The sequence below is a fragment of the Ferdinandcohnia sp. GQ5 genome, assembly GCF_059759275.1.
Genome location: NZ_JCAXEW010000039.1, coordinates 1 through 13,971 on the forward strand (window position 1 = coordinate 1; position 13,971 = coordinate 13,971).

Consider the following 13,971-nt stretch of genomic DNA (forward strand, 5'->3'; position numbering starts at 1 on the left):
CACTGATTCCGACAGTACGACCAAGTTCCCCGAGTAGTGAGTCCGTATAACACACTGTTTCCGACAGTATAACCAAACTCCCCGAGCTGTGAGTCCGTATAACACACTGATTCCGACAGTACAACCTAATTCCACGAGCTGCGAGTCCGAATAGCACACTGATTCTGACGGTAAAAAGCAAATTCCACGAGCTGTGAGTCCGAATTCCTCGCTGATTCCGACAGTACAAACCAGTAATTGCCGCCAATGTGTCCAAATGGGAAAATAATTTGGATTGAATAAACAGAAGTAGGCTTTTCAATTGTTTTTAAAAATAAATGTAAAGTCGACTTTACAAAATGTATAGTCTACTTTACAATAAAAGCAGTAACGCTTGGAGGATATTACCAATGGAAATTAAAAATCGAGTGAAGGAGCTCCGTGCAAAGCACAGTCTTACACAAGGTGCTCTTGCTGAAAAAGTGAACGTGACGCGGCAGACAATTGTGGCATTGGAAAAAGGAAGCTATGTACCATCACTATTGCTCGCAATGAATATCGCACGAACGTTTAACTTGCCAATCGAGAAAATTTTTTATTTGGAGGATGAATGAAGATGAGTATTGTTCGTAATGTTGTGTATTCAATTGTTTCAATCATGCTTATGGGCTGGGCCTTATCGTCAATGTATTATGCACAAATGGACTTTGCCAAAATCGTAAAAACGAATCAAGAACCACCATGGACCATCGAGATAAACACATTACCCATTTTAATCGCAATCGTAGTAGGCACTCTTTTTACCGTATTTACGTACCCAAAATTAAAAAAGAAACGAAAGTCATGGAAAAATGTATTTTTATTGCCGATCGAATTTGAAGAAGGAGATGAACGCGAAAAGGAACTCACCGGAAAAGCATGTCGCACTTCATATATTAGCATGTGGTACACATTCCCGATCATCAGCGCCCTATTTTTACTCTATCCCTTCATCTCAGACAACGTACCCTACTACCCAATTATCTTATTTTTGTTGTATCCATTGATACAAATCATTGCTTATTTTATTTCTTGGAAGAAGAACTACTAGACTGGCCATTAGATTTGATCAGAACGCAAAGCCAGCCACTATACCAACAGAAAAAAGGCTTGGCACCTGTGCCAAGCCCTTTTAAAATCCTATTTCTGCAAAAACCATCCGGTCTTTTCCATTTATGTCGTTCACAACTTCTACTTTTGCTCCAGGAAAAGCATCACGTAGCATTTGCGCAACGGCTTCACCCTGACCAACGCCTACTTCAAAGGCAACGATCCCTCTTTCTTTTAAAACAAGAGGTATCTCCTTCATAAATCGGCGATAGAAATCCAATCCGTCTTGGCCACCCACTAGAGCCCGGAGAGGTTCATGATCCTTCACAACCGTTGACAACGTCTCAATATCATCTTCTGGAATATACGGCGGATTGGATACAACTACATCTACCTTATTTTCTTCTTCTATTAACGGTCCTAATAAGTCACCTTCAACAAACCTTACCTTCGCGCCTAACCGAGCTGCATTTTCCTGCGCCACATCAATAGAAGCCTTCGCAATATCCACTGTCATCACATCTAGTCGATTGCTTTCAAGAGCAAGCGTCACCGATATCGCTCCACTCCCTGTCCCGACATCCACGATCTTAATCACATCTGTTGCAGGATACAACCGTCCCATCCTTGCAAGTAACCCTTGAACCAATTCTTCCGTCTCAGGCCTTGGAATTAAGACTTCCTCATTCACTAAAAATTTACGCCCGTAAAACTCCTCATAGCCCATAATGTGTTGGACTGGAACTCCACTCACAACCTTTTCAATAGCCGCTACAAACTTCTCCTTCACATCTGGAGGAAGTTCTTCTCTAATTTCCGCAAGGAGTTGCGCCCTACTTAACCCTAGATAATGACATAACAGCATTTCCCCGATATTCTCTTCCCGACCATGCTCCCGTAAAAAAGAAGAAGCCCATTTAAGGGCTTCAAATATTTTATGAAATTCTGCCATTATTCGGCTTGCTCCATTTTTCTTGCTTGGTCTTCCATGATGAGAGCATCAATAACTTCATCAAGTTTCCCTGTTAGGATTTGATCAAGCTTTTGAATCGTTAACCCGATACGGTGGTCGGTTACACGGTTTTGTGGGAAATTGTACGTACGGATACGCTCTGAACGGTCACCTGTACCTACGGCTTGCTTACGGTTTTGGTCGTATTCCGCTTGTGCTTCTTGTTGGAATTTATCATAAACACGGGCACGCAATACCTTCATTGCTTTTTCCTTGTTTTTGATTTGTGATTTCTCGTCCTGACAGGAAACCACCGTTCCAGTTGGCAAATGCGTTAAACGTACCGCTGACATTGTGGTGTTAACACTTTGTCCTCCAGGTCCACTGGATGCAAACGTATCGACTCGAATATCCTTTTCATGAATTTCGACTTCAACCTCTTCTGCTTCAGGTAATACCGCTACAGTTGCAGTTGATGTATGGATACGTCCACCTGATTCTGTTTCAGGAACACGTTGCACACGGTGTGCCCCATTTTCAAATTTCAATTTCGAATAAGCACCTTTTCCGGTAATCATAAAGATAATCTCTTTATATCCACCAACACCAGTTGAGTTTGAATCCATCACTTCAGTCTTCCAGCCTTGGTGCTCAGCAAAGCGGCTGTACATGCGATAAAGATCACCAGCAAATAGAGCAGCCTCATCTCCACCTGCAGCACCACGGATTTCCATGATAACGTTTTTGTCATCATTCGGATCCTTCGGCAATAGTAACACGTGCAGGCGCTCCTCGAGTTCCTCCATTTGGTCCTCAAGCTCATTGATTTCTTCCTTTACCATTTCACGCATCTCTGCATCAAGCTTCTCTTCAAGCATTGCTTTAGCATCGGTTAACTGTTCCTTAACCTCTTTGTACTCTCTATACTTCTCTACAGTTTCTTGTATATCAGATTGTTCTTTTGAATATTCACGTAGTTTATTTGTATTACTTACGATATCCGGGTCACTCAATAGTTCATTTAGTTTTTCATAACGAGCTTCAACAGCCTCTAAACGATCGAACACGTTCTTCACCTCAAAATTTAGTCCATAACAGTATAATTATAGTATAGGGTACCCACATCGTCAAAGCAAATTACAAATGAAAAGCGCAGGCGCCCTGTAAAATGGAACATCGACTAACTACTTCCACGTCCTGTGGCAACGTCATGTGAGCACTTCCTCGAAAATACAGGCATTTTCTTCGTGCGATATTAATGCTGTCGAAGCCCTCCCTGTCCTGTGAAAGTCTGACAAGCATAAGAAAAGATGGCGAGAAGGATGCTTTTTATCCTTCTTGACTGATTGGCTAGACCAAGGAATCGCTAGGGGCTGGACACGTTAACCTTATAATCATTCTCTCCCAAATTTCGCTGTCGAATTACAGATATTATGTTGGATTGGTTCTTTCTTTGGCGAAAAGGTTCTAGTTTTGTCTAGACGGAAGGATTTTATCGATAAAAGGAGAATCGTAGTAGTAGATAAAGAATCGGAAGAAAGTCTTTCAATATAATAATAGAGATAATAGGGGGATTGGTTGGTGTGAATACTGCGCAGTTCGCAAAAAAATTGGGGGTATCAACAAAAACGGTTCGGAAATGGATCAAAATCTTTAATCTTAAGTGTACCAAAAACGAATACGGACACTATGTATTTGAGAACACGGACCTTCCATTATTCGAGGGAATACGGAATCAAGTGAAATCCGGTGTCCCTTCTGATAAAATCGAATTAACTACACCAGCGCCTAGGAAGGGGACCGCACGGAAAATGGTTCAAGCATCAGATAAAACACTCTCAGAAAAGTTAAACGCAATCATGGATCGGATTAAAGAAAATGAAAGACAAATTCAAGAAAAAGCAAGTGACGTTGTTTCCTATCAACTTCTTCAACATCGCAAGGAAATAGATGAACTTCAGAAGAGGATGCAAAAAATGGAGGACTATATCGAGCAACTTGAAAGAGAAAAGGAAGAACTACAAAAACAAACGGCCATTACACTCGAAAAAGTAGAAGGTTCAAGAAAACGTAAAAGAGTTCTCGGATTCCTCTTCTAAGATCAGGACACTTAAGCCTGGTCTTTTTTTATGCCCAAAATGAAAAAGCACCCCAATCAGGAGCGCCTTATAATTTCATTGTATCCTTTTGAACAGTAGATTGTAATAATGGTTTTCCTGGCACTTCATGATGGTGACGGCAACGTGGCTCATAGGACTCCGAAGCACCTACTAAAATAATCGGATCATCATAGGATGCAGGTTGTCCATTAATTAAGCGTTGTGTTCTACTTGAAGGTGAACCACAGACTGAACAAACCGCCTGTAATTTAGTAACAAGCTCAGCTAGCGAAAGTAGCTCAGGCACTTTTCCAAACGGCTCTCCACGGAAATCTTGATCCAAGCCAGCAACGATGACACGATGACCACGATTTGCTAGTGTCTGAACGACATCTAAAATCTCATCATCAAAAAATTGAACTTCATCAATTGCAATTACATCTGTATCTGCAGAGACCTCTTTTAAAAGATCAGCTGAAGTTGCAACTGGTTTTGCTATAAACGAAGAACCATTATGGGATACAACGGAATTTTCACTATATCGATTATCTATTTGAGGCTTAAACACCTGAACGGATTGTCTTGCGAATTCAGTACGACGTACACGTCGAATCAGTTCCTCAGATTTTCCTGAAAACATGCTTCCACAAATTACTTCAAGCCAGCCACTTTGCTTCATAATATACATGAAACGAAAGTCTCCTTTCCTCGGGTTGTTTCTACCGAGCCAACTAATTGACTATGGATTTGAGGATTATTTTTAAGAGGTAAGTATCTATAATTGCGAGAAAAAATAGGTTTAGTAGCAAAAAAAACAGGCAAGAAGAAAAAACTTGCCTGTTTTTGGCTTTCAAACCGATATTATTTAATACCGTATTTTTTGTTGAATTTATCTACACGTCCACCTGCATCAGCGAACTTCTGACGGCCTGTATAGAATGGGTGACACTCTGAGCAAACCTCAACGCGGATCTCCTCTTTTACAGAACCAGATTCAAATTCGTTACCACAAGCACATTTCACCATAACTTTTTTATAGTTTGGATGAATTCCTGATTTCATTCGTCTCATCTCCTTCCGCCCTGAATCATTGATCGAAACAGAGTTACGTTTTAGCAAAATCACATGTATTTTGAATACCTAAAACGCACATGTTGAAATTATAACAAGTGAAGCTGTGAATTGCAACTTAATCCTGCTGTTAAAAACCGTTAATTCTCAATATTTTTTCCAACACAGAGATTTGTTGCATTCACAAACTTCAGTGTATTTACCTTAGGAATCAGAACGATTGCCGCTTCTTCTAGCAGCTGCCGCTTTCTTTTCTGCTTCTAGCATTTCAAAGAACTCTGCATTTGTTTTAGTTTGCTTAAGTCGACGTAAAAATTTCTCTGCAAAATCTGGAGAATCTGACATTGCTTTTCGGATTGCCCAAATTTTATCCAGCTTGCCTTTTTCGATAAGAAGCTCTTCTTTTCTTGTACCAGAACGACGAATATCAATCGCAGGGAAAATACGTCTTTCTGCGAGTGAACGATCAAGGTGAAGTTCCATGTTACCAGTACCCTTAAATTCCTCATAGATAACGTCATCCATACGTGAACCTGTGTCGACAAGCGCAGTCGCTAAGATTGTTAAGCTTCCACCCTCTTCGATGTTTCTCGCCGCCCCAAAGAAACGCTTTGGACGGTGGAATGCAGCAGGGTCAATACCCCCTGATAATGTACGTCCGCTTGGCGGGATAACAAGGTTGTATGCTCTTGCTAGACGAGTAATACTATCCATTAAGATAATGACATCCCGTTTGTGCTCAACAAGACGCATCGCCCTTTCTAACACAAGTTCAGCAACCTTAATATGGTTTTCCGGAACCTCATCAAAAGTAGAACTTACAACATCTCCTGCTACGGATCGTTCGATGTCTGTAACCTCTTCTGGGCGCTCGTCGATTAGTAATACGATTAGCTCAGCCTCTGGATGGTTGGTTGTAATGCTGTTTGCAATTTCCTTAATCAGCATCGTTTTACCAGCCTTAGGCGGTGCTACAATGAGTCCACGTTGTCCGAAACCAACCGGTGCCAAAATGTCCATAATTCGAGTTGAAATATGATTTGGCTTTGTTTCTAAGATAACTTGACGATCTGGATATAGAGGTGTTAGACCTGGGAAGTGAACACGTTCCTTTGCGGATTCTGGATCATCACCATTAACAGCCTCCACGTGAAGCAGTCCATAATAACGTTCATTTTCCTTTGGAGGACGCACTTTCCCCGAAACCTTATCCCCGTTTCTCAAGTCAAAACGACGGATTTGAGATGCAGAAATATAGATATCTTCAGACGATGGAGAATAGTTGATAGGACGAAGGAAACCGAATCCTTCTGATTGGATAATTTCCAGAACACCCTCCATAAATAAAAGGCCATCCTGCTCTGCGCGTGCTTTTAAGATTGCAAAAATCAATTCTTTCTTCGTTAACTTGCTATAATAAGAAACCTTAAATTCACGTGCTAATTCGTATAATTCTTTTAGCTTCATGTTTTCTAGGCTTGAAATTGTAATACTCATTCGTACACCACTCTTTTTCTAGTTTAAAATTGTTTCTACTTAACCGTAAATGCTCTCCAATTGATTGGTTATAACGCTCGCCAAAGCGCATTTGATGATTGGTTCATTCGTCCATTATATAAAAGCGTTTTCGCATTTTTCTCTTAAAAAAAATAAGAGATAGATGAAACATTTTATATGTAACAGTATGGATGGAATGATATAGAAGCATTATGAGGATTGCATAGAAGCTTTACCGCGGTACTCATTTTTGTTAAGGAAATTGGAATCCCTAAACATGAATTTAATTGAAGTAAAAAAGACAATCAAACACGCCTTGGCGTATTCGCGCCCAGATTGTTTCGCGACTAGGCGAAAAGTGACTTTTGAAGATCGCATGTCTCCGCCGGAGGTTTTGACATTATTTAGCCAGGGTTTGAACCCCTGCGAAAAGTTTTCACTTTTTCAATCATTCGTTATTAAATATAAAGGAACATATTCTGTTAGATAATCCTCTTTATTTTACCCTATTCTTGTATTTTTAATCAATACCCTTATTTTAATAGAGTTATGAAGTTACAGTGTCAAGAATGCTTTTAAGCAAACACGCGAGTGATTAAAAGTGAGAAGCGAGTCTAAAGACTCGCTTCTACTTTATTTAATTACTAGATTAGGCTTTTTCTTCAAACTGTGTCTACCATCTATGAATCTAACAGTTCCTGATTTCGCACGCATGACAAGTGAATGAGTGGTGCCAATTGATCCCTTAAATTGCACGCCACGTAATAGCTCACCATCTGTAACACCGGTTGCTGCAAAAATGGCGTCATCTCCGCTAACTAGATCTTCCATTTTAAGAACTTTTGAAACATCAAGTCCCATTTTGATACAACGCGCAATCTCCTCATCATTTTGAGGTAGAAGCTTACCTTGAATTTCGCCACCTAGACATTTCAATGCAACAGCTGAAAGAACGCCTTCTGGGGCACCGCCTGAACCGAATAAAATATCTACACCAGTATGGTCAAATGCTGTATTAATGGCTCCCGCAACATCGCCGTCATTGATTAGCTTAATTCGAGCACCTGCTTCGCGAAGCTGTGAAATGATATGCTCATGTCTTGGTCGGTTTAAAACGGTTGCCACAACATCTTCAATATCCTTATTCTTTGCTCTTGCAACAGCTTTTAGGTTATCGATTATTGGTGCGTTAATATCAATTAACCCAACCGCTTCCGGACCGACCGCAATTTTGTCCATATACATGTCTGGTGCATGAAGTAAATTACCGTGATCCGCTACAGCCAATACAGACAATGCATTCCATCCACCAGACGCTAAAATATTGGTCCCTTCAAGTGGGTCCACCGCTACGTCAACTCTTGGACCATAGCCATTTCCAAGCTTTTCACCAATATAAAGCATTGGAGCCTCGTCCATTTCTCCTTCCCCAATGACAACTTGTCCCTTCATTGGGATTGTGTCGAACACATCTCTCATTGCAGAGGTTGCTGCTCCATCTGCTTCATCTTTTTTACCGCGTCCCATCCAACGAGCTGATGCTAATGCCGCTGCCTCTGTAACACGTACAAGCTCCATCGATAAGCTTCTTTCCACACTCTCTTCCCCCTAGCAAATAATTTTATTCTATTTTTCCACATAACCTTAACATAACAAAAAACGTTTTCTCTCTACTTTTCCATCTGTCTAGCTCCGACTCGCAGCAACTAGCAAAACTTCCCACACCTTCCGTACGATAAGCTCAACATCGGCTCGCGCCACTCGCCGTGTTTCCTTTATCTCCTTGAGAGGCAAGGTTCACAGACTAAGTACGCCACACCCACATCATGTGTGCCTCAGTCCGTACGTCGCTATACGCTCGTCTGGACTTTTCTTCTTAAGGATACATGAAAACTCCCACTTTTTGTAGTGGGAGTTTGAGTTTCTATATAATTACATATAGATCAGGCGGCTAGAAATCCGATAAACTTCAACTTTTCCTTCAGAGGCAAATGGCTTCTCTTGCGTTGGAGTATCTGATTTTCCTCGTTTCTGGTCAACCCGCTTTTCTATGAATTTTGGAGTTGTTCAATTTCATCTTCTGTTAGGCTTTCTCTCCAAATAGTAGCGCCTAAGCCTGTTAGTTTTTCTTCTAAATGGCTATAGCCACGGTCAATATGCTCAAGGCCAGTAATTTCAGTTACACCTTCTGCCATTAAACCAGCAACAACTAGTGAGGCACCTGCACGTAAATCACTTGCTTTAACTTTTGCACCTTGAAGTTGAACTGGTCCAGTGACTATCGCTGAACGGCCTTCAACTTTAATTTGGGCGTTCATACGACGAAGCTCATCGATATGCTTAAATCTAGCACCATAAATCGTATCGGTTACAACACCTGTTCCAGTTGCTTTTGTTAGCAAGGATGTAAAAGGCTGCTGTAGGTCCGTTGGAAAACCTGGATACACAAGTGTCTTGATATCAACAGACTTTAGATTCTTATTACTGGCAACCCAAATTTGGTCGTCACTTGTTTCAACAGTTACACCCATTTCACGGAATTTTGCAATCAATGATTCCAAGTGAAGTGGAATGACATTATCAATTAATACACCTTCACCCATTGCGGCACCAATAATCATATATGTACCAGCTTCAATGCGGTCAGGAATAATCGTATGGCGGCAACCTTGCAGAGAATCTACACCTTCAATACGGATGACATCTGTTCCGGCTCCCTTAATTTTTGCCCCCATGCTTGTTAACAGTGTTGCCACATCAATAATTTCAGGTTCTTTTGCCGCATTTTCAATGACAGTACGACCTTTAGCACGCACTGCTGCTAACATGATATTAATAGTTGCTCCAACACTTACAACATCAAGGTAAATGCGGGCACCTCTTAACTCATCAGCTCGAAGGTAGATTGCTCCTTGCTCATTTGTCACTTTAGCCCCAAGCGCTTCGAAGCCTTTAATATGCTGGTCAATTGGTCGTGGACCTAGGTGACATCCACCTGGTAGACCGATAACTGCCTTTTTAAAACGACCTAGCATTGCCCCCATTAAATAATAGGACGCACGAAGCTTTTTGACTTTACCATTTGGTAGTGGCATTGAGACAATATTTGTCGGGTCAACATAAACTTCTTCTTTACTTATTGATACGTGACCACCAATCTCTTCAAGCAAATCTCCTAAAATTTGCACGTCCGAAATATCTGGTAGCCCCTCAATTGTTACCGGCGTTTCTGCTAGGATTGTTGCTGGAATCAGGGCAACTGCACTATTCTTTGCCCCGCTGATTTTTACAGATCCTTTTAGTGGATAACCGCCTGCTATTTTTAGTTTTTCCATATGTGGCTCCCTTCTAGCGAAGATGACGGTTTTGTAAGGGAATCCTTGAATTGCCACGGATACAACCTGTCCGGAATATTTTCCGGAAGAAAACTAGCTTTAGGCAGTTCTTTTCCCTTATTTACGTTACACAATCGTAACGACACTTCACTTGAATTGGTATATTTTAACATAGATTAACTGCACGAGTATTAACTCTTAGTTTACATGAAAATAAGAAAATCATGTATCATTTTATCCTTTTTCATCAAAACAAGCAAATCCACCTAAAGAGGATAAAATCAATAGGTCTAAGTTCGTACTACAAAAGCATTGCTCTTATTTCATATTCAAATTGAGATCATTTTATGTGGCACTTAGTGTGTTTGAAGTGATTCTTGTTGAAGGTCAATGTCTTGTCTAGCCCCATGCGCCATCGGCTCTTTGGTCTAAGCCAATCGCTTCGGAAGGTAAAATGCTCGCCGATTAACGGGCGCGCTTAGCGCTTTTCTAGTTATACGTTATAGCGTTCGTCTAAGTTTCAGTTTTTATGGGTAAGTTACACAAATCAGCTCCTTCCACTTTTTTTGTGTTTGATTACCTGTAATTACCCCTAGACTCCCATCTAATACGGCAAGGTTTTTCCAAAAGGCTCCTTGCGCAATTCGTACTGTCTAGCTCCAGCCGCTATCGGCTCGAGGTCACAAGCCATGCACTTCTGAAGGCGGAAAAATGCGCCTTCTATCCGTACCTGTCTAGTGCTTATCGCCGATACTTGAGCGTCTTTCGCTTTTCTTATTATAACGCAAGAAAACCGCTATCTCCAAATCATGTTGTCAATAACAGGAAATAAGCGGTTTTTTTGGGGTTGGAGACCATTCTCCAATCTATTTAATTAGACGTTTTCTACATCCAAAAGGTTACTTACGCGTTAGCTTTTCCAGAGGAACCAAATTCACGCATTTTGCCTTTAACTGTTTCACGAATTGCATCACGAGCAGGTCCTAAGTATTTACGTGGATCATACTCATTTGGCTTAGCAGCTAGAGTTTCACGAACTGTTTTTGCTGAAGAAATTTGGTTTTCTGTGTTTACGTTGATTTTAGCTGTTCCAAGAGAGATTGATTTTTGAATATCTTTTGTTGGAATACCGGTTCCACCGTGAAGTACAAGCGGTAAACCAGTTTTGTTACCAATTTCTTCCATCTCTTTGAAACCAAGGTTTGGTTCACCTTTGTAAGGACCGTGAACGGAACCTAAAGCTGGAGCTAAGCAATCGATACCAGTGCGGTTAACAAGCTCAACACACTCATTAACATCCGCATAGATAACACCTTCAGCTATTACGTCATCTTCTTGTCCACCAACAGTACCAAGCTCAGCTTCTACAGAAACTCCGTGGAAATGTGCAAGCTCAACTACTTTAGAAGTTATCGCAATGTTCTCTTCAAATGGATGATGAGAAGCATCAATCATAACAGATGTGAATCCAGCATGAATAGCTTTTGCACAATTCTCGAATGAAGAACCATGATCAAGATGAATAGCAACCGGAACTGTGATATTGGATTCTTCCATAATCGCTTTAACCATTGCTACTACAACTTTGAATCCACCCATATATCGGCCAGCACCTTCAGAAACACCAAGAATAACTGGTGAATTTTCTTCTTGAGCAGCTCGTAAAATAGCTTGTGTAAATTCAAGATTGTTAATGTTAAATTGACCTACTGCATACCCTTCTGCTTTTGCTTTTTCAAGCATTTCTTTCATTGAAACCAAAGGCATGTGAATTTCCTCCTTTTGTACCGTTTTATTGTGTAAATTAAGGCATTATCCCTATACACGATAGAACCACGGCAAAGTCTCACCGGGTTATTGTTTACCTATTCCCATTGAGTTCGTATCACCTAATAGAATGACCGAAAAAAATCATAATATGTAAGCTTTTGTTAGAAATTAACAGACAAAAAGCACACAAAAATGCCCTTTGTGTTAAGGAATAGCAACAATACAGTACTAAGCATATCACAAGATTTTGATTTCGCAATACAGGAATGTTTCACATCTTTTTCGTGAAGCGTTTCCATTTTGTTCATACCAGTATTTTGTATTTTTTAAGTTTTTTATTCAGATTTTAATGGGATATTTGCTCTTACTGCTTCTCGAAGCTCGTCAATGTCAAACGGCTTTGCAAAATGTGTAATTGCTCCCAAATCTTTCGCTTCTTGGATCATATCAAGTTCACCATAAGCTGTCATAATGATTACCCGAATATCCTGGTTTATTTTTTTCAGTCTTTTTAGTATTTCAATCCCATCCATACCAGGGATTTTCATATCTAACAAGACCAAATCCGGAGAGTGCTTTTGAACAATATCAATTGCTTGTACTCCATTAGCTGCTTGGAATGTCTTATAACCTTCTTTTTGAAAAACTTCATTTAATAGAATCCGTATTCCGTATTGATCATCCACAATTAAGATTTTTTCTGACATTCTTGAATAACCCCCCTTAAATAGATAAAAATAGTTGGATAAATTACGTTGTCTTCACGATCGTTTTTAGATACGTTCGTTTTTTCGAATATTATTATATCGTTATTCATTTTTAATTCTACCACACCTACTTAATTTCCTGCTTTTTACCTAAAAAACTTTTATTTCCAAGACCGAAACAATTAATACTACAAATTTCGACATCATTTCTTATTTTTTTTGTATAACGTTATTATGATAATATATGGAAATAAGTCTATCGACAAGAAAGGAAATATACATTTATGTTAAAAATTTTTACTACACAACTTCAAGGTCAATTTAAGAGAATAATGGAGCATGAGGAAATGAATATGGAGGATGGGGCAAGAATTCTGGCTCAGTCAGTCATTAGCGATGGCACAGTCTTCGTACATGGTTTTGGCGAAATGGCAGCAGTTGCTACCGAGGCGCTGGCTGGGGCTGAACCCTTAAAATCTGCAAAGCCATTATTTACTGATGAAAAAATGAACGAAATCGAAGATATTGACTCTGTTCTATTAATCACAAGATTTTGTACCGATGAAGATGCGATTAAGCTTGCAGAAGAACTGCGCGGTAATGGGATCCAAACCGTAGCGATTTCGGCAATTGTAAAAGCGGAAGATGAACGTACTCTTGAGAAAAGCGTCGATATTCATATCGATAGCAAGCTACAAAAGCCACTCATCCCCGATGATGATGGAACCCGCTTTGGATTCCCAAGCGTGATGACTGCTCTATATGCCTATTACGGCCTAAAGTTCACAATTAAAGAAATGGTCGAGGAATTTGAATAATAATTAAATCGGATAAAATTTGATGAATGCCTGGACAGGGCTAACTTTATGAAGAGGAAGTGTAGAGGTATCTTACGCTTTTTCCTTTTTGTATGATCAATGAAGGGCATTCTGGTTCAAATTTTTGTGCTATTTCCACCTCATTTGATCGATGAAGAGGATTTGGATTCAAAACCGGATGCTGTTTACTCTTCATTAGTCCGATGAAGAGGATTCAGATTCAAAACCGGATACACTTTCCTCTTCATAAGTCCGATGAAGAGGATTCAGATTCAAATTTTTGTGCTTTTTCCTCTTCATAAGTCCGATGAAGGGGATTCGGATTCGCAACCGGATGCTTTTTACTCTTCATAAGTCCGATGAAGAGGTTTCGGGTTCAAAATCGGATGCTTTTTACTCTTCATAAACCCGATGAAGAGGATTTGGATTCAAAACCGGATGCTTTTTACTCTTCATTAGTCCGATGAAGGAGATTCGGATTCAAAATCGAATGCTTTTTCCTCTTCATAAGCTCGATGAAGGGGATTCGGATTCAAACTCGTATGCTTTTTCCTCTTCATAAGCTCGATGAAGGGGATTCGGATTCAAAATCGAATGCTTTTTCCTTTTCATAAGATCAATGAAGTACATTTCCAGCCTCTTTTTCATGCGTAA

13 protein-coding genes are annotated in these 13,971 nt (G+C 40.1%); 4 read left to right on the forward strand and 9 right to left on the reverse strand.

All coding sequences use genetic code 11. The features are described 5' to 3' along the window. Window positions 1-389: 389 nt before the first annotated feature. Both AC6CHV_RS26000 and AC6CHV_RS26005 read left to right on the forward strand, forming a co-directional pair. Window positions 390-593, forward strand: a complete 204-nt coding sequence (locus AC6CHV_RS26000; protein ID WP_121448522.1) for a helix-turn-helix domain-containing protein — start codon at window positions 390-392, stop codon at window positions 591-593. Between the two features lie 2 nt (window positions 594-595). Beyond that, window positions 596-1,069 carry a hypothetical protein gene (locus tag AC6CHV_RS26005; RefSeq protein WP_440274351.1) on the forward strand — a complete coding sequence of 158 codons (474 nt, stop codon included), beginning with the start codon at window positions 596-598 and terminating at the stop codon, window positions 1,067-1,069. An 81-nt stretch (window positions 1,070-1,150) separates the two neighbouring features. On the opposite strand, the gene prmC is transcribed toward AC6CHV_RS26005, so the two are convergent. After that, window positions 1,151-2,020: a peptide chain release factor N(5)-glutamine methyltransferase gene (gene prmC / locus AC6CHV_RS26010; protein WP_440274350.1), complete on the reverse strand. Its 870-nt coding sequence runs from the start codon at window positions 2,018-2,020 to the stop codon at window positions 1,151-1,153. Continuing rightward, entirely contained in the window at window positions 2,020-3,096 is a 1,077-nt protein-coding gene (prfA, locus tag AC6CHV_RS26015) for a peptide chain release factor 1 (protein ID WP_121448525.1), read from the reverse strand. Before prfA ends, prmC begins: the two co-directional genes overlap by 1 nt. 507 nt (window positions 3,097-3,603) lie before the next feature. Between prfA and AC6CHV_RS26020 the strand changes: the two genes are divergently transcribed. Beyond that, entirely contained in the window at window positions 3,604-4,119 is a 516-nt protein-coding gene (locus AC6CHV_RS26020) for a MerR family transcriptional regulator (RefSeq protein ID WP_341333261.1), read from the forward strand. 67 nt (window positions 4,120-4,186) lie between these two features. Here AC6CHV_RS26020 and AC6CHV_RS26025 read toward each other — a convergent pair whose 3' ends face one another. From AC6CHV_RS26025 to AC6CHV_RS26055, 7 genes are all read right to left on the reverse strand, one after another. Further along, window positions 4,187-4,807, reverse strand: a complete 621-nt coding sequence (locus tag AC6CHV_RS26025) for a thymidine kinase (RefSeq protein WP_341333262.1) — start codon at window positions 4,805-4,807, stop codon at window positions 4,187-4,189. Between the two features lie 173 nt (window positions 4,808-4,980). Then, a complete protein-coding gene (gene rpmE, locus AC6CHV_RS26030; RefSeq protein WP_116351985.1) occupies window positions 4,981-5,181 on the reverse strand; it encodes a 50S ribosomal protein L31 in 201 nt (66 codons plus the stop codon). Window positions 5,182-5,394: 213 nt separating this feature from the next. Next, the gene (gene rho / locus AC6CHV_RS26035) at window positions 5,395-6,687 is read right to left on the reverse strand and encodes a transcription termination factor Rho (protein ID WP_121448529.1); all 1,293 of its coding nucleotides are present in this window, start codon (window positions 6,685-6,687) and stop codon (window positions 5,395-5,397) included. A 633-nt stretch (window positions 6,688-7,320) separates the two neighbouring features. Continuing rightward, complete coding sequence (glpX, locus tag AC6CHV_RS26040; protein ID WP_121448530.1) at window positions 7,321-8,283, reverse strand: class II fructose-bisphosphatase; 963 nt, start codon at window positions 8,281-8,283, stop codon at window positions 7,321-7,323. Window positions 8,284-8,735: 452 nt separating this feature from the next. Next, entirely contained in the window at window positions 8,736-10,022 is a 1,287-nt protein-coding gene (gene murA, locus AC6CHV_RS26045; RefSeq protein WP_341333263.1) for a UDP-N-acetylglucosamine 1-carboxyvinyltransferase, read from the reverse strand. A 903-nt stretch (window positions 10,023-10,925) separates the two neighbouring features. Further along, window positions 10,926-11,789: a class II fructose-bisphosphate aldolase gene (locus tag AC6CHV_RS26050; RefSeq protein WP_498079953.1), complete on the reverse strand. Its 864-nt coding sequence runs from the start codon at window positions 11,787-11,789 to the stop codon at window positions 10,926-10,928. A gap of 338 nt (window positions 11,790-12,127) precedes the next feature. Continuing rightward, a complete protein-coding gene (locus tag AC6CHV_RS26055) occupies window positions 12,128-12,499 on the reverse strand; it encodes a response regulator (protein WP_010677224.1) in 372 nt (123 codons plus the stop codon). Window positions 12,500-12,783: 284 nt separating this feature from the next. On the opposite strand from AC6CHV_RS26055, the gene AC6CHV_RS26060 reads away from it, so the two are divergent. Beyond that, window positions 12,784-13,317 carry a DUF2529 domain-containing protein gene (locus AC6CHV_RS26060; RefSeq protein WP_341333265.1) on the forward strand — a complete coding sequence of 178 codons (534 nt, stop codon included), beginning with the start codon at window positions 12,784-12,786 and terminating at the stop codon, window positions 13,315-13,317. The last annotated feature ends 654 nt before the right edge of the window (window positions 13,318-13,971 follow it).

What these genes read in the sequence shown, in the direction of transcription:
- prmC (WP_440274350.1), bottom strand. Translation starts at nt 2,020, where the DNA reads ATGGCAGAATTTCATAAAATATTTGAAGCCCTTAAATGGGCTTCTTCT.
- AC6CHV_RS26050 (WP_498079953.1), bottom strand. Translation starts at nt 11,789, where the DNA reads ATGCCTTTGGTTTCAATGAAAGAAATGCTTGAAAAAGCAAAAGCAGAA.
- rho (WP_121448529.1), bottom strand. Translation starts at nt 6,687, where the DNA reads ATGAGTATTACAATTTCAAGCCTAGAAAACATGAAGCTAAAAGAATTA.
- AC6CHV_RS26000 (WP_121448522.1), top strand. Translation starts at nt 390, where the DNA reads ATGGAAATTAAAAATCGAGTGAAGGAGCTCCGTGCAAAGCACAGTCTT.
- AC6CHV_RS26055 (WP_010677224.1), bottom strand. Translation starts at nt 12,499, where the DNA reads ATGTCAGAAAAAATCTTAATTGTGGATGATCAATACGGAATACGGATT.
- rpmE (WP_116351985.1), bottom strand. Translation starts at nt 5,181, where the DNA reads ATGAAATCAGGAATTCATCCAAACTATAAAAAAGTTATGGTGAAATGT.
- AC6CHV_RS26025 (WP_341333262.1), bottom strand. Translation starts at nt 4,807, where the DNA reads ATGTATATTATGAAGCAAAGTGGCTGGCTTGAAGTAATTTGTGGAAGC.
- AC6CHV_RS26005 (WP_440274351.1), top strand. Translation starts at nt 596, where the DNA reads ATGAGTATTGTTCGTAATGTTGTGTATTCAATTGTTTCAATCATGCTT.
- AC6CHV_RS26060 (WP_341333265.1), top strand. Translation starts at nt 12,784, where the DNA reads ATGTTAAAAATTTTTACTACACAACTTCAAGGTCAATTTAAGAGAATA.
- murA (WP_341333263.1), bottom strand. Translation starts at nt 10,022, where the DNA reads ATGGAAAAACTAAAAATAGCAGGCGGTTATCCACTAAAAGGATCTGTA.